The organism is Bradyrhizobium sp. 199 (genome assembly GCF_023073355.1).
In the GTDB taxonomy this organism is placed as follows: domain Bacteria; phylum Pseudomonadota; class Alphaproteobacteria; order Rhizobiales; family Xanthobacteraceae; genus Bradyrhizobium.
This window is the reverse complement of the sequence record NZ_JADPJI010000005.1, coordinates 72706-91050: the sequence shown is the minus strand read 5'-3', so window position 1 is coordinate 91050 and position 18345 is coordinate 72706. Positions and strand designations below refer to the sequence as shown.

Below are 18345 nucleotides of genomic sequence, written 5' to 3'. Positions count from 1 at the left end.
CGCCGTTCACGCGGGTCTGATGCCTCCCAAACGAGGCTTGTTCTTTGTCGGGAACGCAGGCAGAACAAGCCTCAAACTAGACCTTTGGGAGCGCCCTTTCGTGGCTGAACAGAAGGCCTCGACCTCGATCGAGGCAGTGGAGAGCGGCCTCGCCGCGCAGGGCTATATCGCGAGCCGCCAGATCGCGACCGCCGTCTATTTGTCGCAGCAGATCGAGAAGCCGATCCTGGTCGAGGGCCCCGCGGGCGTCGGCAAGACCGAGCTCGCCAAGGCGATTGCGGCCTGGCGCGGCATGAAGATGATCCGCCTGCAATGCTACGAGGGCCTCGACGAGGCCAAGGCGCTCTACGAGTGGAAATACGCCAAGCAGCTTCTCTACACCCAGATCCTCAAGGACAAGCTCGGCGAAGTCTTGGGCGGCGCGCAGACGCTGCAGGCCGCGCTCGGCCAACTCCACGATTTCGGCGACGTGTTCTTCTCCAAGGAGTTCGTCGAGCCGCGCCCCCTGCTCCAGGCGCTGGAGCAGTCGGGCGGCTGTGTGCTCCTGATCGACGAGATCGACAAGTCGGACGCGGAGTTCGAGTCGCTGCTGCTGGAAATCCTGTCCGACTTCCAGGTCACGATCCCCGAGCTCGGCACCGTCTCCGCAATCACGCCGCCGACCGTGATCCTCACCTCCAACAGCGAGCGCGACCTCGGCGACGCCTTGAAGCGCCGGTGCCTGCATCTGCATATCGGCTTCCCCGAGCAGCGGCTCGAGGAGCGCATCGTCGAAAGCCGCGTGCCCGGCGTCTCGCAGACGCTGCGCCGGCAGATGGTCGGATTCATCCACGAGATCCGCTCGCTGGATCTAAAGAAGCTGCCCTCGGTCAGTGAGACCATCGACTGGGCGCGCGTGCTGGTGCTGCTCCAGGCCACGGAGCTCGACACCGATATGGTGAAGGACACGCTCAACGTGCTCCTGAAATACGAAGCCGACATCGAGGCAGCAAGGCCGCAGGTGACGACCTTCATTGCCAAGGCGGCACGGTCCAACGTCTTCGGTTAACGCCGATGCGCGAGAATCTCCATCGTTTCTTTCGAGCAGCCCGGGGCGTCGGTGTCCACGTCTCGCCTGCGGAGAGCATCGATGCGATGCGTGCGGTCAAGCAGGTCGGCTTTTCCGACCGGGCCATCCTGCGCGATTCACTGCTGCTCACGCTCGCCAAATCCCAGGACGAGAAGCTTGCACTCGCCGACTGTTTTGACCTGTTCTTCAGCCAGCCGGAGCCGCGGCAGCATCAGCCCGAGGCCGACAGCGACGAGAACGCCTCGCAGGATTCGGATCAGTCGCCCTCCTCCGGCTCGGCCAGCGAAGCGGGCGAAGGTCAGCCTCCCGAGGAGTTGGGTCAGCTTGCGCAGATGCTGCTGTCGCAGGACCGCAACGCGATCGCAGCCGCCATCGCCAGCGCCTCCGGGGCTACCTCCCTGTCAGATATCCGCTACTCCACCCAGCGCGGCATCTTCTCCAGCCGCATTCTCGATGCCATGGGCCTCCAGCGCCTGCGCGACGATCTCGATGATCTGACCGCGACCAATCCGGCACTGGCCGAGCGTCTGCGCGCCACGCTCGATGCCTTGCGTGAGGCGGTGCGCGACACGGTCTCCCAGGGGCTTGCGCTCTACGCCCGCGAGGAAGCCGAAAATCTCCGGAACGAGATCCTGCGCAACGCGCCGCTCGCCCGCATCGAGCGTCGCCAAGTCGCCGAGATGCGCGCCCTCATCCGCCAGATCGCGCGCCGCCTGCGCGAGCGCTATTCGAAGCCGCGCAAGCGCCAGCGCCGCGGCCATCTCGAGGTCCGCCGCACGCTCCGCCGCAATGCGGCCTGGGGCGGCGTGCCCTTCCTGACCGCATGGAAGCGCAAGCATCGCGACCGGCCGAAGATCGTAGCGCTCTGCGACGTCTCCGGGTCGGTCGCGCAGGTCTCCGATTTCTTCCTGCTCCTGATCCATTCGCTGCACGAGGTGGTCGACGACGTCCGCTCCTTCGCCTTCTCCTCGCACACGATCGAGGTCAGCGAGATCCTGGAGAAGAACTCGCCGGAAGAGGCGATGGCCGAGATCATGTCGAAGGTCGGCTTCGGCTCGTCCGACTACGGCTCTTCGCTGGCCGATTTCGAGAAGGACTTCATGAGCGCACTGACGCCGCAGACGACGGTGATCGTGCTCGGCGATGCCCGCAGCAACAATCTGGACCCGCGTGCTGACATCCTGCGCCGCATCTCCGAACGCTCGAAGCGGCTGGTCTGGCTCAATCCCGAAGGACGCCTCGCCTGGGGCTTTGGCGATTCCGAGATGCCGCGCTACGCGACCTTTTGCAGCGTCGTACGTCAATGCGCCACGGCGCAACAGCTCGAGCGCGCCGTGTCCGACATCGTGGCGACTTATCGGTAGGTCTCGCTCGGCCAACTCAGTTGCGAAACGTCAGTTTCGCGCAAGCTCCGCATGGCCGACGTTACACTCCCGGAAGTGATAGGCAATTTCGTCGAGCGCGCGCTGCTCCCATTCCTGGGCTTGCGCGAGCCAGAAAATCCGGCGCTCAAAATCGAGCGCGGCACGCTCCCGGCACAGGGATTCCTGACTGCGAATTTCGACCAGCCTGTTCATGCACTCCACTCCCGCCGTGTGAAGTCATCCCCCGAATCAACCTAACAGAATCCCGGCTGCTCGCCTCGTGATTCCCAGGCATATCGCAGAATGGACAGCGATACTTCCCATGCGCTGCGGTAACTTGCAGCGCAGCATCAACTGCGGATCATCAATTAGTGATCGAGCTTCGGGGCGCAGTTTGCGATTGAGCGGTCTAGCTCCTCGTGTCGCAACGAAGTGCGGCAATTTGTGAGAGAAGCTCTAAACAGCTCACCGAATTCCCGACTCATTGTCGTCGCACGGTCTTCATGCAGCGCCGCTAACAGAGGCGCCATCGGCACTACTACTTGAGGCAACATGAGCAACGATTTCGATTTCGAACTTGCGCCGGATCAATGGGAAGCTCTGCGCACACTGCGCAACCCGCCGGCGAACGGTTGCCTCTCGAAGCCCTATCCTGTCGCAAGCCTCGTCGAACTCGGCTTGGTCGTCATCAATGACGGCGTGCCTGCGATGACACCAGCCGGCCGCAAGGTGCTGGTGCGTGGATCGTGCCGGCTGCTGGATCTCGCGGCGTGACACCAATGCATGACAACTAACCGCGGGTCCTCCGCTCTCGGCGGACACGCATGAGTCCTGGCATGCGATCCGCGAATTCGACGTTGAACGTGGGCCAAGAGGAGCTCCCTGATGGGCGCAGGGCTATCGCATAAGGGAGCGCTTTCTCTGCCGCGATCCTTCGAGACGCCCGCCGATGGCGGGCCCTGAGGACGAGGACCGAGTGTGCGGCAGCAGTTTCAACGGGCTCAGTGCTGCTTAGCCTCATCCTGAGGAGACCGCGAAGCGGTCGTCTCGAAGGACGAGGCGGGCACTCAGCTCGTGACAAATACCAATGCGATAGCCCTGCTGATAGACGATCCGAGAAAATTGACCCCATGGACGACGTTGGCGAAAAACGTCGCAGCCACACCGTGGTAGAATCGGTTTCCGCGATTTGAGGCAATGAGATAACACTTATTCATATCTGGGCTAGAGCAACTCCGATGGTGCGGCCGCCATCCAGCTTGCCTGATTCGTATTTCTCCCAGATGACTTGCCGGCCCCCGGCGAGGCACTTTCAACCTGCTCAGCGCCGGTGGTACGTTCAACGCCGAATTCGTGCATGAAGCACGACCAGCGAGGCCGATCTCGCCGAAGTTGGTCGGCGCACAGCGGAACACTGACCGCGGAGGATTGATGGCCGGCGCATCGGAACGCGACGAACACTTTCTGCGCCTGTCCTTTGCGGTTGCGCGCCGCTCCCTTACCCATGGCAATCATCCGTTCGGCTGCATCCTCGTCGCGGACGACAAGGTGCTGATCGAGGCCGAGAACGGCTACATGCCGGATCGTGACGGCACCGCGCATGCCGAACGTCTCGCGGCCACCCATGCCTGCCGCACACTCAGCCGCGAGGTGCTGGCGAGGGCGACGCTCTATTCCTCGGCCGAGCCCTGTGCGATGTGCGCCGGCGCGATTTACTGGGCCGGCATCGGCCGCGTGGTCTACGGCCTCAGCGAGCATCGCCTGCGCGGCGTCACTGGCAACCATCCGGAGAACCCGACCCTCGACCTGCCCTGCCGCGAGGTCTTTGCCGGCGGACAGCGGCCGACCGAGGTGGTCGGGCCGCTGCTCGAAGAGGAAGCCGAAGCGCTGCACGAGGGCGTGTGGACGAAGTAGATGGTTGAACAACCGCTACCGTAGGGTGGGCAAAAGCGCGCTTGCGCCGTGCCCACCATCTATCCCAACACCGCAGAAGATGGTGGGCACGCTTCGCTTTGCCCCCCGTACGAGCGCACTCTTGGTAAGCGCGAATGGCGCCGCGCATTTCTACGTGGCACCATCCAAACCTTCGAGGCCTCAACCGCTCAGAACTTCACGGTGATACCGGAATAGAGCGAGGATTCGGTGCAGGCCCCGGTGCTCACCGTCCGGCCACCGACGGCCGTGGTACAGCCGACGGCGAGGTTGTGATCGAGACCGAACTTGTTCTGCCAGTAGCGGTAGGCAACCCAGACGTCCACGAAGTGGGAGTACTTGTCACCCCAGGCGGCTTTCGAGGCGTCGAAGGTCAGGCGGATCGGCTCCGAATTCAGCTCCACCGCTGTGTTGTAGACGCCGTTCGCCGGGCTGTAGGGAAGCGGCTCGGTGTCGGTGCCCTTCTTGCCGTACCAGCCGGCGCGCCCGCTGACCGAGAAATACTGCATGTTCGGCGGCAGGAAGCCGAGGTCCATGTAGTAATTGACTTCGACGGCCCAGGTTGGCCTGAACGACGTATTGCCATCTGCAAGACACGTGACGCCGGGAACACCCGGACCGAACAGGCCGCACTGGCTGAATGAGTTGTGGTTGGCAAACTCCCAGTACACCAGCGGCGCGACGTTGACGTAACCCTTGTAGGGCAGATCGAACGCAAACTGCAGACCGCCGACGACGTCGCGCTTTGCGGCACCGAAATACCTGTTCTCGGTATTGGCATCCATGCCGACCTCGAACGAGATGTTGTGCAGCGGCCCTGCACTGAAGGCTTTGGTGTTGAAGAGCTCATTCCAGCCGAACGTCGAGCGGAACAGGCCATAGATTTCCGTTGCCCCGGCGCACGATGCCGGCGCGCCGAAGATCGTGCCCGCGTTGCTGCAGGGCCCGGCCGGGTCATTGTGATCCGACTTGAACATCGAGATGGTGAAGAAGTTCGTGCCGTACGCCCACGCGTCAAAATGCGTGAACGAATAGACCTGCTTGGTGGTCTTGCTGTCGATCGACCCATCCGGCCGGAACGACCACGCGCCCGGCTGCGACGCGCTGAAGATGTACGAGAACGTGACGCGGTTATCGATCACCAGGAAAAACGGAAGGTCGGGCGCCTTCTTGGCCGCCTTGACCGGCAGATCCGCCGCGTGAGCCTGACCACCGGTGGCCAGCGTAGCAAGTGACAGCGCCGCTGCTGCCATTGCCGTGTAACGAAACCACATCCTGAATACCCCCGAGTTTGGACACGTCAGTGAACGCGCTTGGGTGCGACACTTGCGCCGATCTCCCGAAGTGAGAAGCCTCAACTTTTCACATGACGTGCCGCTTGCTTCGGCAGCACGCGGCGATTCATCGCCGGACACTGCCAAGATTGCACACGCTGCGAGCCCGCACGGCAGGATCGCGTTGCCGAACATTCCCGATTGTTTTTGTTCGGATTTTCGGACCTCTGCCCGATGTACGGCCGGGCCGGAACGCTTGTCGCGGCCGCGGTCCTCAGGCATGGAGAGACCGACGCAGGATTGCTCAACTTCACGTCAAGCCTGCACCGCGGGTTCCGAATTGGTTCAAACCGTCACAAATTTGCAACAGACGCCATTGGGAGCCGCGACTGCGCCAGCCCGTCCGAAGCTGCTAGCGGCGATCGTCGCTCGAAAACGACGCGCCCTTCCCGGCACTGCCATGCTTGCCGAAGCGTTGGGCAAGGGATGACGCTTTTTCGCATCTTACGCGGCGGCTCAAACTGGCCCAGTATTGAGGCACTCCATCCCATGCAAGCGCATCAGCGAATGTTAGATCCGACGTCCAAAGGCCTGCATTCCGGCGAATCCCCGCTGCTTCAGACGGCCGGATTGACCAAACGCTACGGCGATTTCCTCGCCAACGATTGCATCGACATCGATATCTGGCCCGGCGAGATCCACGCACTGCTCGGCGAGAACGGCGCCGGCAAGTCGACGCTGGTGAAGGCGATCTACGGACTGATCCAGCCCAGCGCCGGCGAGATCCGCTGGCAGGGCGAGCGACTGTCCGGTCCCTCGGACGCGCGCCGCCGCGGCATCGGCATGGTGTTCCAGCATTTCTCGCTGTTCGACAATCTCACCGTCGCCGAGAACGTCGCGCTCGGCCTCGACGGCAAGGAGTCCTTCAAGCACATGTCGGCGCGCCTGGAGCAGGTGTCGAAACTTTATGGCCTTCCCCTCGATCCCCGGCGCGAGGTCTGGCAATTGTCCGTCGGCGAGCGCCAGCGCATCGAGATCGTCCGCGCGCTGATGCAGGACCCGAAATTCCTGATCCTGGACGAGCCCACCGCCGTCTTAACACCGCAGGAAGCCGACCAGCTCTTCATCGTGCTGGAGCGGCTCAAGGCCGAAGGGCGCGCCATCCTCTACATCAGCCACAAGCTCGAGGAAGTGAAGCGGCTTTGCGATACCGCCACGATCCTGCGCGGCGGCAGGAAGATCGCAACCTGCAATCCCAGGCTCGAGACCGCTGCCTCGCTCGCACGCATGATGGTCGGGGGCGACATCAAGGAGGTGAAGGCGGCATCGGCCCGGAAGACCACCGTGCCGCGCCTCGTCGTCAACGATCTTTCGCTCGCACCAGGCGAGGCGCATGGCGTACGGCTCGAGCACATATCGTTCGAGTTGAAGGGTGGCGAGATCCTTGGCATCGCCGGCGTTGCCGGCAATGGCCAGGACGAATTGTTCGCCGCGTTGTCCGGTGAGCGGCTGTCGAAGGATCCCGGCACAGTCGTGATCGAAGGCATCGCCGCCGGCCATCTCTCCATCACTCAGCGGCGCAAGCTGGGTGCCGCCTTCGTGCCCGAGGAGCGGCTCGGCCACGGCGCCGCGCCGCGCATGAAGCTGTCGGAGAACGCGCTGCTCACCGGACATGCCGCCAGCGGCATGGTCCATCGCGGCTTCATCGACACCGCGGCCACGCTGAAGACGGTCGACAGCGCGACCGAAAGGTTCGACGTGCGCAAGGCCAAGCGCGATCCTGAAGCAGGATCCCTCTCCGGCGGCAATTTGCAAAAGTTCATCGTGGGACGCGAGATCCTGCGCAAGCCCGCGGTACTGGTAGTGGGCCAGCCGACCTGGGGCGTCGATGCCGGCGCCGCCGCCGTGATCCGCCAGGCGCTGCTTGATCTCGCAACCGCGGGCGCCGCTGTGCTCGTGACCAGCCAGGATCTCGACGAGCTCTCGGAGATCGCCAACCGCATCGCCGTGATGTTCCACGGCAAGCTGTCTGCGCCGCTCGCCACGAGCGAGGCGAGCCGCGAAAAGCTCGGCCTGCTCATGGGCGGCAGCAGCCTGGAGCCGAAGGAGGCCGCGCATGCAGTTGGTGCTTGAGAAGCGCGCCGAACGCTCCAATACGATCGCGCTGGTCTCGCCACTGATCGCGATCGCGCTCACGATCGTGACCATGGTCATCCTGTTCGCGATCCTCGGCAAGAATCCGCTGCTCGCACTGCACGCCTATTTCATCGCGCCTTTGACCGACAGCTATTCGCTCCAGGAAATCGCGGTGAAGGCGACGCCGCTGGTGATGATCGCGATCGGGCTCTCGCTCTGCTATCTCGCCAATGCCTGGAACATCGGTGCTGAAGGACAATTCCTGATCGGCGCGGTCGCCGGGAGCTGGTTCGCGGTGAAGACGCAAGGCACGGACGCGGGCGCCTGGGTGCTGCCGGCCATGCTCGTGCTCGCTGCCGCCGCAGGCGCGCTCTATGCGCTGATCCCGGCTATCTGCAAGGTGAAGTTCGGGGCCAGCGAGATCCTGACAAGCCTGATGCTGGTCTATGTCGCCGACCTCCTCCTCGATTATCTCGTGCGCGGACCCTGGCGCGATCCGCACGGCTTCAACTTCCCGACCACGGCGGAGTTCGATCCCGTAGCGACGGTCCCGCTGCTGATCGAAGGCGGCCGGCTGCATCTCGGCTCCATCATCGTCCTGCTCGTCGTCGCGGCAGCGGCGATCCTGCTCGCTCGCACCATCAAGGGGTTCGAGATCCGCGTCGTCGGCGCCGCGCCCCGTGCGGCACGGTTCGGCGGCTTCAATGCCAACCAGCTGATCATCCTGACCTTCGCGGTCTCGGGAGCGCTCGCGGGTCTCGCCGGCATCATCGAAGTCGCGGGGCCCGTCGGACATCTCCAGCCCGGCATCTCGCCCGGCTATGGCTTTACCGCGATCATCGTCGCCTTCCTCGGTCGACTGAACCCGCTTGGAATATTAATTGCAGGTCTTTTCCTTGCCTTGACTTTTATTGGTGGCGAGCAGGCGCAGATCGCGATGAAGATTCCGTTGGACGTCACAAAGGTGTTTCAGGGCGTTTTGCTGTTCTACGTGCTCGCCTGCGATTCCCTGATCCTCTACCGCTTCAAGCTGGTGTCCTCGAACCAACAGGTGACCCGTGGAGTTGGTTGAGGCCATCATCCTCGCGGTGCTCGCCGCCTCGACGCCGCTGCTGATTGCGGCGACCGGCGAGCTCGTCGCCGAGCGCTCCGGCGTGCTCAACCTCGGCGTCGAGGGCATGATGATCGTCGGCGCGGCCTGCGGCTTTGCCGGTGCCTGGCTCACTGGATCGATTTTCATTGGCGCGCTGTTCGGCATCGTCGCGGGCACGATGATGTCGCTGATCTTCGCTTTGATGGCCCTCGGGCTCGCCGTCAACCAGGTGGCGACGGGTCTCGCGCTGACCATCTTCGGTGTCGGGCTGTCCGGACTGATCGGTGCCCGCTTCGTCGGCGAGCGCATCACCCCTGCAGTTCACCTTTCCATTCCAGGCCTCACCGACATCCCGCTGGCCGGCCGCGTGCTGTTCGGCGAGGATGCCTTCGTCTATGTCTCCGTTGCACTCGTCGTCGGCGTCTGGTGGTTCCTGTACCGCACGCGAGCAGGATTGATCCTGCGCGCCTGCGGCGACAACCACGTCTCCGCGCATGCGCTCGGCTACCCCGTGCTCCGCATCCGCACCTTCGCCGTGATGTTCGGCGGCGCCTGCGCTGGGCTCGCCGGCGCCTATCTGCCGCTCGCCTATACGCCGTTCTTCATCCCGGGCATGACCGCGGGTCGCGGCTGGATCGCGCTGGCGCTCGTAGTGTTCTCGTCCTGGCGGCCGGGCCGGCTCGTGGTCGGCGCCTATCTCTTCGGCACGGTGACGATCCTGCAACTGCATGCGCAGGGCTGGGGCGTTGGGATCCCCTCGCAGTTCATGTCGGCGCTGCCGTATCTCGCGACCATCATCGTTCTTGTCCTGCTCTCCCGCGCGCGCAGCGGCGGCTCGACCGCACCGGCCGCGCTCGGCACCGTGTTCGTACCTGACCGCTGAATTTCATTTCCGCGGCGTGCGCGATGGGGCGCGCGCGTTGCGGATCGTGGCTTTCCCCTGATGTTTGGAGATCGATGATGAGGAAATCATTTCTCGCGCTTGCTACCGGGCTCTTGCTCGCCGGGAGCGTCAGTGCAACCTCCGCCGCCGACAAGCTGAAGGTCGGCTTCATCTATCTGGGTCCGATCGGAGATCTCGGCTGGACCTATCAGCACGATCTCGCGCGTCAGGCGCTGGTGAAGGAACTAGGCGACAAGATCGAGACCACCTATCTTGAGAACGTGCCTGAAGGCCCGGATGCCGAGCGCTCGATCGAGCAGCTCGTGCGCGCCGGCAACAAGCTGATCTTCACGACTTCGTTCGGCTACATGGACCCGACGCTGAAGGTCGCCAAGAAATATCCGAACGTGCATTTCGAGCACGCCACGGGCTACAAGCGCAATCCGAACATGTCGACCTACTCGGCCAAGTGGTGGCAGGGCCGTTACATTCAGGGTCTGATCGCGGCCAAGATGTCGAAGTCGGGCGTGCTCGGCTATATCGGCTCATTCCCGATTCCGGAGGTCGTCTCCGGCATCAACGCGACGATGCTGGCGGCGCAGACCATCAACCCGAACATCAAGGCCAAGATCATCTGGGCCAACACCTGGTTCGATCCCGGCAAGGAGGCCGACGCCGCCAAGGCGCTGATCGACCAGGGCGCCGACGTCATCATGCAGCACACGGATTCGCCCGCCGCGATGCAGATTGCCAGCGAACGCGGCAAGCTCGCCTTCGGGCAAGATTCCGAGATGATCAAGTTCGGGCCGAAGACCCAGCTCACCTCGATCCTGGACACCTGGGGGCCCTACTACATCGAACGCGTCAAGGCCGAGCTCGCCGGAACCTGGAAGTCCGAGGACAGCTGGGGCGGCCTCGACAGCCACATGTTCGCGATGGCGCCCTATACCAACATGCCCGACGAGGTGAAGAAGATGGCGGAGGATGCCCAGGCCGCGATCACCGCGGGCAAGCTGCATCCGTTCAAGTGCCCGATCATTGGGCAGGACGGCAAGCCGGTGGAGTGCAAGGGCGGCGATCACCTCGACGACGGCCAGATTCTCGGCATGAATTTCTACGTCAAAGGCATCGATGATAAGCTGCCGGGCAAGTAGCACGCTTCTTGCTTTACCCAAATCACCTGCTCCTCGCGGAGGAGGTTCGGAGGGGGTGGCCAGAAGCACCCGGCACTTGTGGTCGCCCCCTCTTTCAATTTCTGCCCCTATGCGGTCTGCATGGCCCGCGCCGCCGAGCTGTGGCGGCGGATCAGGTCAGCGACATCCAGGCCCGGGACCGCGCCGTCGATCACGGCCCATTGTCCGGCCACCATCACCCGGTCGGCGCGATGCGCCCCGCATAGCACCAGCGCCGCCAGCGGATCGCCATGGCCGGAGAAGCGCAGCTCGTCGAGCTTGAACAGCGCGAGATCGGCGGCCTTGCCGACCGCGATCTCGCCGAGTTCCGGCCGGCCGACGCAGGCCGCCGAACCCCTGGTGGCCCAGCGCAACGCATCCTTGTGGCTGACCTTGGTCACGCCATAGCGCGCCCGTTGGAGCAGGAACGCGGCCCGCACCTCCTGCATCAGGTTCGAGCCGTCGTTCGAGGCCGAGCCGTCGACACCGATCCCGATTCCGACCCCGGCCTCCTCCATCTCGCACACGGGACAGCAGCCGGACGCCAGCAATTGATTGCTGCAGGCGCAATGGCTGATGGTCGTCCTTGCCTTCCCGAGACGCTTCATCTCGTCCGCGTTGAAGAAGATGCCATGGGCGAGCCACGTGCGCGCATTGAGCCAGCCGCATTGTTCGAGATAGTCGAGCGGGCGGCAGCCATACATCTGCTCGCAGAATTTGTTCTCGTCGTCGGTCTCGGCGAGATGGGTGTGGAGGCGCACGTCGAGTTTTTCAGCAAGACCGGCGGTGGCGCGCATCAGCGAGGTCGTCACGGAGAACGGCGAGCAAGGGGCCAGCGCGATCTGCACCATGGCAGCCGGACCGCGCTGGTGATGCTTCGCCACCACGCGCGCGCTGTCGGCGAGGATCGTGTCCTCGTCCTGCACGACGCTGTCGGGCGGCAGGCCGCCGTGGCGCTGCGACAGATTCATCGAGCCGCGCGTCAGCAGCACGCGCATTCCGAGCCGCTTTGCGACGCCGGCCTCGATATCGACCGCGTCCTCGAGCCCCGCGGGGAAGACGTAGTGATGATCGGTCGTGGTGGTGCAGCCGGAGAGCAGCAGTTCGGACATCGCCACGGTGACGCCGAGCTCGAGCGCTTCAGGCGTTAGCCGCGCCCACACCGGATAGAGCGCCTGGAGCCAGGGGAACAGCTCGCGGTCCATCGCCGCCGGAAGCGCCCGCGTCAGCGTCTGGTAGAAGTGATGATGGGTGTTGATCAGGCCCGGCAGCACGACGTGTTCGCCGGCATCGAACACCGCGACGTCAGCGGTCGCAGGCGTACTGCCGGCCGGGACGAGCTCGACGATCCGGCCGTCCTTCACCACGATGCCGCGCTCGGCACCATCGGCGAGGATGGCCAAGGGATCCTTGATCCAGATCGGCAATGAATCGCTCATGGTCCCGCTTCTCCTCACATCCGCTGACGGGGGCCCCCAAGGCGGAGGACGACTGCGTCCTTGCTCCGACTTGTTGTTGCCACTTGGCTCCCGTCTTGCAACACTTTCTCTTGGACGATTCACCCGACGGAAGCGCTGGCGCAGCCATGGATTTGAATACCATCACAGCGGTCGCCCATCCGCAAACGCGCACGCAGCTGCCCGCGTGGACGGCAGGCGATGCCTGGCTCGCGGGCGGCACCTGGCTGTTCTCGGAGCCGCAAACGCAGCTGACGCGGCTGATCGATCTCACCGACCTGAAATGGCCGGCGCTGACGATCACCGAGAGCCATCTCTCGATCGCCGCCACCTGCACCATCGCGGAGCTCGACGGACTTGCCTGCCCGCCTGACTGGCTCGCCGCGCCGCTGATCGGCCAGTGCTGCCGCGCCTTTCTTGCCTCGTTCAAGATCTGGAAGACCGCGACCGTCGGCGGCAATCTCTGCATGTCGCTGCCGGCGGGACCGATGATCTCGCTCACCTCCGCGCTCGACGGCGTCTGCACCATCTGGAAGGCCGGCGGGCGCGAGCAGAACGTTCCTGTCGTCGACTTCGTCACTGGCAACCAGCGCAATCGCCTAACGCCGGGCGACCTGCTTCGCCAGATCGACATTCCAATCGCCGCGCTGAAGCGCCGCACCGCATTTCGCCAGATTTCGCTGGCGCCGGTCGGCCGCTCGGCAGCGCTGCTCATCGGCAGCCTTGATATCGATGACTCGCTGACGCTCACGGTCACCGCATCGACCGTGCGGCCGATCCAACTGTCCTTTCGAGGGGTCCCGGCCGCAAGCACGCTGCGCGACGCGATCAAGCAGCAGATCACGGACGATCTGTACCACACCGACATCCACGGGCAGCCGCTCTGGCGCAAGCACATGACGCTTCGGCTCGCTGAAGAGATTCGCTGCGAGCTGCTGGGAGCGATGCCGTCATGAGCTTCGAGGTCAACGGAAAGTCGTTTGCGCAGACGCCGCGCGCCGGCCAGTGTCTGCGCACGTTCTTGCGCGAACTCGGCCATTTCGGCGTGAAGAAGGGCTGCGATGCCGGCGATTGCGGCGCCTGCACCGTGCTGCTCGACGGGGAGCCGGTGCATAGCTGCCTGATCCCGGCGTTCCGCGCCGAGAGACGCATTGTGACCACGATCGAAGGTCTGGGCGGAGAGAGCGGCACGCATCCGATGCAGCAGGCCTTCCTCGATGCGCAGGGCTTCCAATGCGGCTTCTGCACCGCCGGCATGATCCTGACCTGCGTCTCGCTGAACCAGGCTCAGCGAACCGATCTCGGCGCAGCGCTGAAGGGCAATATCTGCCGCTGCACCGGCTATCGCTCGATCGAGGATGCACTGCTCGGCAAGACCAATGTCGAGGCGAGTGTCGAGGCCGGTTCCGCCTTCGGCCGCAGCCTGCCGGCACCGGCGGGCCCTGACATCGTGCGCGGCACGGCCCGCTACACCTTCGACACCGCCATCGACGGCCTGCTGCGCATCAAGCTGCTGCGGTCGCCTCATGCTCACGCCAGGATCGTCGCGATCGACACGTCGGAAGCGCTGAGGATTCCCGGCGTGCACGCGGTGCTGACGTATGAGGATGCGCCGTCTGTCCTGATGTCCACTGCGCGGCACGAGAAGGACTGGATGGACCCAGAGGACACCCGCATTCTCGACGACGTCGTCCGCTTCATCGGACAGCGGGTTGCTGCCGTCGTCGCCGAGAGCGAAGCCGCCGCCGAAGAGGCATGCCGCCGGCTCAAGGTGGATTACGAGATTTTGCCCGCGCTCATCGATCCGGAGCAGGCGATGGCGCCTGGCGCACCGATCATTCACCCTGATCGAACCAGGGCGAACCGCATCGCCGATCCCCAGCGCAACCTTGCCGCTGAGACCCACGGCGAGTTTGGCGACGTCGCGACGGCGCTCCTGACGTCCGCGGTCACCTATGAAGGCACCTTTCACAGCCATCGCGTGCAGCATGCGGCGCTGGAGACCCATGGCGGGCTCGCCTGGCTCGATGCTTCGGGCGTGCTCAACGTCCGCACCTCGACCCAGGTGCCGTTCCTGACCCGCCGCGCGCTGTCCGAGATCTTTGAGCTCCCCATGGACAAAGTGCGTGTGTTCTGCGGGCGCGTCGGCGGCGGCTTTGGCGGCAAGCAGGAGATGTTCGTCGAGGACATTCTAGCGCTCGCCGCGCTAAGGACCGGACGTCCCGTGAAGCTGGAGCTCACGCGCGAGGAGCAGTTCATCGCGACCTCGACGCGGCACCCGATGCGGGTCCATATCAAGGCTGGCTCCGATGCGAGCGGCAAGCTCACCGCGCTTCAGCTCGATCTGCTCTCCAACACCGGCGCTTACGGCAATCACGCCGGCCCCGTGATGTTCCATGCGTTGGCCGAGTCCATCAGCGTGTATAATTGTCCGAACAAGCGGGTCGACGGCGCCGCTGTCTACACCAACACGGTGCCGGCGGGGGCGTTTCGCGGCTACGGCCTGCCGCAGGCGCTGATCGCTGTGGAAGCCGCAATCGACGAGCTGGCAAGGCAGCTCGGCATCAGCCCGTACGAGATGCGCCGGCGCAACATCGTGAGGGACGGCGACCCCATGCTGTCGCCGCCACCATCCGAATTTCACGACGTCGTCTATGGCTCCTACGGGCTCGACCAATGCCTCGATCTCGTCGAGCGCGCCATGCAGGCTGATGGCCCGCAGCCGGAGCTTTCGCCGGAATGGCTGATCGGCGACGGTATCGCTCTCACCATGATCGACTCGGCGCCGCCAGCGGGGCACATCGCCGACGCCACGATCGCGCTCAGCGAGGACGGCGGTTTCGACCTCACCGTCGGCACCGCAGAGTTCGGCAACGGCACCAGCACGGTGCACCGGCAGATTGCAGCGACCACGCTCGCGACCACCGTCGACAGAATCCGCCTGCGCCAGTCCGACACGGCCCATGGCGGCCACGACACCGGCGCCTACGGCAGCGCGGGCATGTTTGTCGCCGGCAAGGCGACTCATGCGGCTTCCATGCAGCTTGCGACCGAGCTGAAGGCGGCGGCCGCCGGTGCGTGGCTGTGCGACGTCCAGGCCTGTGTGCTCGAAGACAATGCCGTCGTCAGCGGCGTCCGGCGCATGCCCTTTACCGAATTGGTCAAGCTCGCGCGCGAACGCGGACAGCCATTCGCGAGCAGCGGCAATTCCGAGGGCACGCCGCGTTCGGTCGGCTTCAACGTCCAGGGGCTTCGTATCGCCGTGAACAAGGGCACCGGCGAGCTCAGGATTCTCAGGAGCGTGCAGGCGGCGGACGCTGGAATCGTCGCCAATCCCATGCAGTGCCGCGGTCAGGTCGAAGGCGGCGTCGCGCAGGCGCTCGGCGCCGCGCTCTACGAGGAGATGGTGATCGACGCGAGCGGCCGCGTCACCAACCCGAAATTCCGCGACTACCACCTGCCCTCTTTCGCCGACGTGCCGCGCACGGAGGTGTACTTCGCCGAGACGTGCGACACGATCGGGCCGCTTGGCGCTAAGTCGATGAGCGAGAGCCCGTACAATCCGGTTGCCGCCGCGCTCGGCAACGCGATTGCCAATGCCACCGGCATCCGCTTCACCGCGCCACCCTTCAAGCCGGATCGGCTGTTTCCGGCGCTGCACGACAAGTTCGGCAGCTAACTGCCACGATAGGTCGAATAGCTCCAGGGCGTGACCAGCAACGGCACGTGGTAATGGCCTTCCGGCTCGCTGATCGCAAAGTGCAGCGGGATTTCGTCGAGGAACGGCGGATCGGACAGCGGCACATTGCGTCCGGCATAATATTTGGCAACGTTGAATCTGAGCTCGTAGCGGCCGATCGGCAACGGGCGGCCGCCGATCAGCGGATGATCGGTGCGACCGTCCGCATTGGTGACCCCCCGCGCGATGACGCGGCTCTCGCCGAGGCTCGCGAGTTCCACCAGCTCAATCGGGATGCCGGCCGCGGGCTTGCCAATGTGATTGTCCAGCACATGCGTCGACAACCGGCCATGCACCTTCAGCTTGTCGTCGGCAATGACGAGCTGATCCAGCCGGAGCGCCGAAATGCGACCGATCTCCTCGATCGCACGCCGCGTCTCGGTCTTTGCGATATTGCGCAACCGGACCTCGAAGTCGCGCAGCACGGACTCTTTGGTGTGGCGGCGCACGCAGACGATATAGGGGAAGCCGAACTTGTCGCGATAGGCGTTGTTGACGCGCCCGAACGCCGCGTACTCGGCCTCCGACAGCCGGTCGAGCCCAGCGCTGTTCTGCTCGTCAGTTGATTCCGCCGTGAGCCCTGCCGCGCGCTGGGTCTTGTTGGCGAGATCGGGATGCGCCCGGATCAGCGCCAGTTGCGCCTCCGGCTCGGCGCTCTGGATCGCCGCCATCAACGCTGTGTGCAACTGATTGATGCCGGCGAACGGCCGCTTGCCAGCGAGCTGCTCGGCGATCCACGGCGAGTATTCGACGACGTTGGCGAGCGCCGCGACGAAATCGGCGTTGCTTGCTGCGTTGAGATCGGCCAGCGAGATCTGTGACATTCCTTATCCGACCTCGAATGCGTCGGCCGCCAGATGCGCATGCTTGTCGTGCCAGTGCTGCGCGATCTGCAATCGGGTCGGCACCCAGACGCGCTCGTGCTTGCCGATGTAATCCAGGAAGCGGATCAAACCGGCGGCGCGGCCGGGCCGCCCGGCGAGGCGGCAGTGCAGGCCCACCGACATCATCTTCGGCGCGCTCTCGCCTTCGGCATAGAGCACGTCGAAGGCATCCTTCAGATAGGTGAAGAACTGCTCGCCTTCGGCAAAGCCCTGCGGATTGATGAAGCGCATGTCGTTGGCGTCGAGCGTATAGGGAATGATGAGCTGCTTGCCGCTCGCACCCTTGATCCAATAGGGCAGATCGTCGGCATAGGAATCGCAGAGATAGAGGAAGCCGCCTTCCTCCATCAGCAGACGGTTGGTGTTGATCGAGGAGCGCCCGGTGTACCAGCCGAGCGGACGCGAACCGGTGGCTTCTGTGTGGACGCGGATCGCCTCCGCGATCTCGGCGCGCTCCTGCGCCTCGGTCATGTCCTTGTGCTCGATCCATTTCAGGCTGTGGCTGGCGATATCCCAGCTCGCCTCCTTCATCGCCGCCACGATCTCGGGATTGCGCTTCAGCGCGGTGGCGACGCCGAACACCGTGGTCGGCCAGTTGCGCGCGGTGAACATCCGCCACAGTCGCCAGAATCCGGCGCGCGAGCCATATTCGAACATCGACTCGATATTGGCGTGGCGCTGACCCGGCCAGGGCTGCGCGCCGAGAACGTCGGACAGAAAGGCTTCCGAGGCGCGGTCGCCGTGCAAAATGTTGTTCTCGCCGCCTTCCTCGAAATTGACGACGAACTGCACCGCGACGCGTGCGTCACCAGGCCATTGCGGGTGCGGCGGGTTGCGGCCGTAGCCGCGGAGATCGCGTGGGTAGCTTGTATCGGCCACTCAGGCTTCCTCGAAACGGATCGGCAGCGCGCCTTTCCACAGCACGCTCTTGCCCAGCGTCGCCAGGTTCTCCAGCCCCGAGGTCAGCGTGATGAAATGGTTGCCGGCGAGCTGGCCCATCTTGCTCGCGAACTGCACGCCGCCGTAAGCGAGAAGGATCTCGGTCTCGCTGATGCCGCCGGGATAGAGAATGATCTGGCCGGGCGCGGGATAGCTGGTGTGGTTCTCGTAGCCGACGCCGAAGTCGAGATCACCGAGCGGCATCCACACGCCCTCGCCGCTCCAACGCACATGGATGATGTGGCTTTCGAACGGCAGCGCCTTGCGGAAGGCGGCGACGGTCTTGGGTGCCAGCTGCTCCTCGAAGCGGGCATCGAAAGTGAAATCGCCCGCACGGATAACGAGTTTGCCCATCTCATCTCTCTGGGTCGGGCCAGTGGCCCACGAAACCTTTGAAGCAAAG

16 protein-coding genes are annotated in these 18345 nt (G+C 64.4%); 10 read left to right on the top strand and 6 right to left on the bottom strand.

Annotated elements, in window-relative coordinates:
* The first annotated feature begins 100 nt into the window (after positions 1-100).
* Together IVB28_RS08790 and IVB28_RS08785 are read left to right on the top strand one after the other, a co-directional pair.
* On the top strand, positions 101-1048 hold the full coding sequence (locus IVB28_RS08790) for a MoxR family ATPase (RefSeq protein ID WP_247525678.1): 948 nt from the start codon (positions 101-103) through the stop codon (positions 1046-1048).
* A 5-nt stretch (positions 1049-1053) separates the two neighbouring features.
* On the top strand, positions 1054-2433 hold the full coding sequence (locus IVB28_RS08785) for a VWA domain-containing protein (protein ID WP_247525677.1): 1380 nt from the start codon (positions 1054-1056) through the stop codon (positions 2431-2433).
* A 30-nt stretch (positions 2434-2463) separates the two neighbouring features.
* Here the strand turns inward: IVB28_RS08785 and IVB28_RS08780 are convergent, their stop codons facing one another.
* On the bottom strand, positions 2464-2646 hold the full coding sequence (locus IVB28_RS08780) for a hypothetical protein (protein WP_247525676.1): 183 nt from the start codon (positions 2644-2646) through the stop codon (positions 2464-2466).
* 339 nt (positions 2647-2985) lie between these two features.
* Between IVB28_RS08780 and IVB28_RS08775 the strand changes: the two genes are divergently transcribed.
* The gene (locus IVB28_RS08775; protein WP_247525675.1) at positions 2986-3207 is read left to right on the top strand and encodes a hypothetical protein; all 222 of its coding nucleotides are present in this window, start codon (positions 2986-2988) and stop codon (positions 3205-3207) included.
* Between the two features lie 657 nt (positions 3208-3864).
* On the top strand, positions 3865-4347 hold the full coding sequence (locus IVB28_RS08770) for a nucleoside deaminase (protein ID WP_247525674.1): 483 nt from the start codon (positions 3865-3867) through the stop codon (positions 4345-4347).
* Between the two features lie 188 nt (positions 4348-4535).
* On the opposite strand, the gene IVB28_RS08765 is transcribed toward IVB28_RS08770, so the two are convergent.
* Positions 4536-5639 (bottom strand): hypothetical protein, encoded by a 1104-nt coding sequence (locus IVB28_RS08765; RefSeq protein WP_247525673.1) that lies wholly within the window; start codon positions 5637-5639, stop codon positions 4536-4538.
* Positions 5640-6206: 567 nt separating this feature from the next.
* Between IVB28_RS08765 and IVB28_RS08760 the strand changes: the two genes are divergently transcribed.
* The 4 genes from IVB28_RS08760 to IVB28_RS08745 all read left to right on the top strand — a co-directional run bounded on the left by IVB28_RS08760 (position 6207) and on the right by IVB28_RS08745 (position 10905).
* Positions 6207-7772, top strand: a complete 1566-nt coding sequence (locus IVB28_RS08760) for an ABC transporter ATP-binding protein (RefSeq protein ID WP_247525672.1) — start codon at positions 6207-6209, stop codon at positions 7770-7772.
* Positions 7756-8847: an ABC transporter permease gene (locus IVB28_RS08755; protein ID WP_247525671.1), complete on the top strand. Its 1092-nt coding sequence runs from the start codon at positions 7756-7758 to the stop codon at positions 8845-8847. Before IVB28_RS08760 ends, IVB28_RS08755 begins: the two co-directional genes overlap by 17 nt.
* Entirely contained in the window at positions 8834-9751 is a 918-nt protein-coding gene (locus IVB28_RS08750) for an ABC transporter permease (protein WP_247525670.1), read from the top strand. The genes IVB28_RS08755 and IVB28_RS08750 overlap by 14 nt, the downstream gene beginning before the upstream one ends.
* 77 nt (positions 9752-9828) lie before the next feature.
* Positions 9829-10905: a BMP family ABC transporter substrate-binding protein gene (locus IVB28_RS08745; RefSeq protein WP_247525669.1), complete on the top strand. Its 1077-nt coding sequence runs from the start codon at positions 9829-9831 to the stop codon at positions 10903-10905.
* A 107-nt stretch (positions 10906-11012) separates the two neighbouring features.
* Here IVB28_RS08745 and IVB28_RS08740 read toward each other — a convergent pair whose 3' ends face one another.
* On the bottom strand, positions 11013-12362 hold the full coding sequence (locus tag IVB28_RS08740) for an 8-oxoguanine deaminase (protein ID WP_247525668.1): 1350 nt from the start codon (positions 12360-12362) through the stop codon (positions 11013-11015).
* A gap of 146 nt (positions 12363-12508) precedes the next feature.
* Between IVB28_RS08740 and IVB28_RS08735 the strand changes: the two genes are divergently transcribed.
* Entirely contained in the window at positions 12509-13336 is an 828-nt protein-coding gene (locus IVB28_RS08735) for an FAD binding domain-containing protein (RefSeq protein WP_247525667.1), read from the top strand.
* A complete protein-coding gene (locus tag IVB28_RS08730; protein WP_247525666.1) occupies positions 13333-16059 on the top strand; it encodes a molybdopterin-dependent oxidoreductase in 2727 nt (908 codons plus the stop codon). Before IVB28_RS08735 ends, IVB28_RS08730 begins: the two co-directional genes overlap by 4 nt.
* Here IVB28_RS08730 and uraD read toward each other — a convergent pair.
* Genes uraD through IVB28_RS08715 form a run of 3 tightly spaced genes read right to left on the bottom strand, consistent with a single transcriptional unit; the run spans position 16056 to position 18296 of the window.
* A complete protein-coding gene (gene uraD, locus IVB28_RS08725; RefSeq protein WP_247525665.1) occupies positions 16056-16943 on the bottom strand; it encodes a 2-oxo-4-hydroxy-4-carboxy-5-ureidoimidazoline decarboxylase in 888 nt (295 codons plus the stop codon). The two genes, IVB28_RS08730 and uraD, sit on opposite strands and share 4 nt — an antisense overlap.
* A 3-nt stretch (positions 16944-16946) precedes the next feature.
* A complete protein-coding gene (gene puuE, locus IVB28_RS08720) occupies positions 16947-17882 on the bottom strand; it encodes an allantoinase PuuE (RefSeq protein ID WP_247525664.1) in 936 nt (311 codons plus the stop codon).
* Positions 17883-18296, bottom strand: a complete 414-nt coding sequence (locus IVB28_RS08715; RefSeq protein ID WP_247525663.1) for a DUF3830 family protein — start codon at positions 18294-18296, stop codon at positions 17883-17885. It abuts the gene before it with no gap.
* Between the last annotated feature and the right edge of the window lie 49 nt (positions 18297-18345).

What these genes read in the sequence shown, in the direction of transcription:
- IVB28_RS08785 (WP_247525677.1), top strand. Translation starts at nt 1,054, where the DNA reads ATGCGCGAGAATCTCCATCGTTTCTTTCGAGCAGCCCGGGGCGTCGGT.
- IVB28_RS08780 (WP_247525676.1), bottom strand. Translation starts at nt 2,646, where the DNA reads ATGAACAGGCTGGTCGAAATTCGCAGTCAGGAATCCCTGTGCCGGGAG.
- IVB28_RS08775 (WP_247525675.1), top strand. Translation starts at nt 2,986, where the DNA reads ATGAGCAACGATTTCGATTTCGAACTTGCGCCGGATCAATGGGAAGCT.
- IVB28_RS08770 (WP_247525674.1), top strand. Translation starts at nt 3,865, where the DNA reads ATGGCCGGCGCATCGGAACGCGACGAACACTTTCTGCGCCTGTCCTTT.
- IVB28_RS08765 (WP_247525673.1), bottom strand. Translation starts at nt 5,639, where the DNA reads ATGTGGTTTCGTTACACGGCAATGGCAGCAGCGGCGCTGTCACTTGCT.
- IVB28_RS08760 (WP_247525672.1), top strand. Translation starts at nt 6,207, where the DNA reads ATGTTAGATCCGACGTCCAAAGGCCTGCATTCCGGCGAATCCCCGCTG.
- IVB28_RS08755 (WP_247525671.1), top strand. Translation starts at nt 7,756, where the DNA reads ATGCAGTTGGTGCTTGAGAAGCGCGCCGAACGCTCCAATACGATCGCG.
- IVB28_RS08745 (WP_247525669.1), top strand. Translation starts at nt 9,829, where the DNA reads ATGAGGAAATCATTTCTCGCGCTTGCTACCGGGCTCTTGCTCGCCGGG.
- IVB28_RS08740 (WP_247525668.1), bottom strand. Translation starts at nt 12,362, where the DNA reads ATGAGCGATTCATTGCCGATCTGGATCAAGGATCCCTTGGCCATCCTC.
- IVB28_RS08735 (WP_247525667.1), top strand. Translation starts at nt 12,509, where the DNA reads ATGGATTTGAATACCATCACAGCGGTCGCCCATCCGCAAACGCGCACG.
- IVB28_RS08730 (WP_247525666.1), top strand. Translation starts at nt 13,333, where the DNA reads ATGAGCTTCGAGGTCAACGGAAAGTCGTTTGCGCAGACGCCGCGCGCC.
- uraD (WP_247525665.1), bottom strand. Translation starts at nt 16,943, where the DNA reads ATGTCACAGATCTCGCTGGCCGATCTCAACGCAGCAAGCAACGCCGAT.
- IVB28_RS08715 (WP_247525663.1), bottom strand. Translation starts at nt 18,296, where the DNA reads ATGGGCAAACTCGTTATCCGTGCGGGCGATTTCACTTTCGATGCCCGC.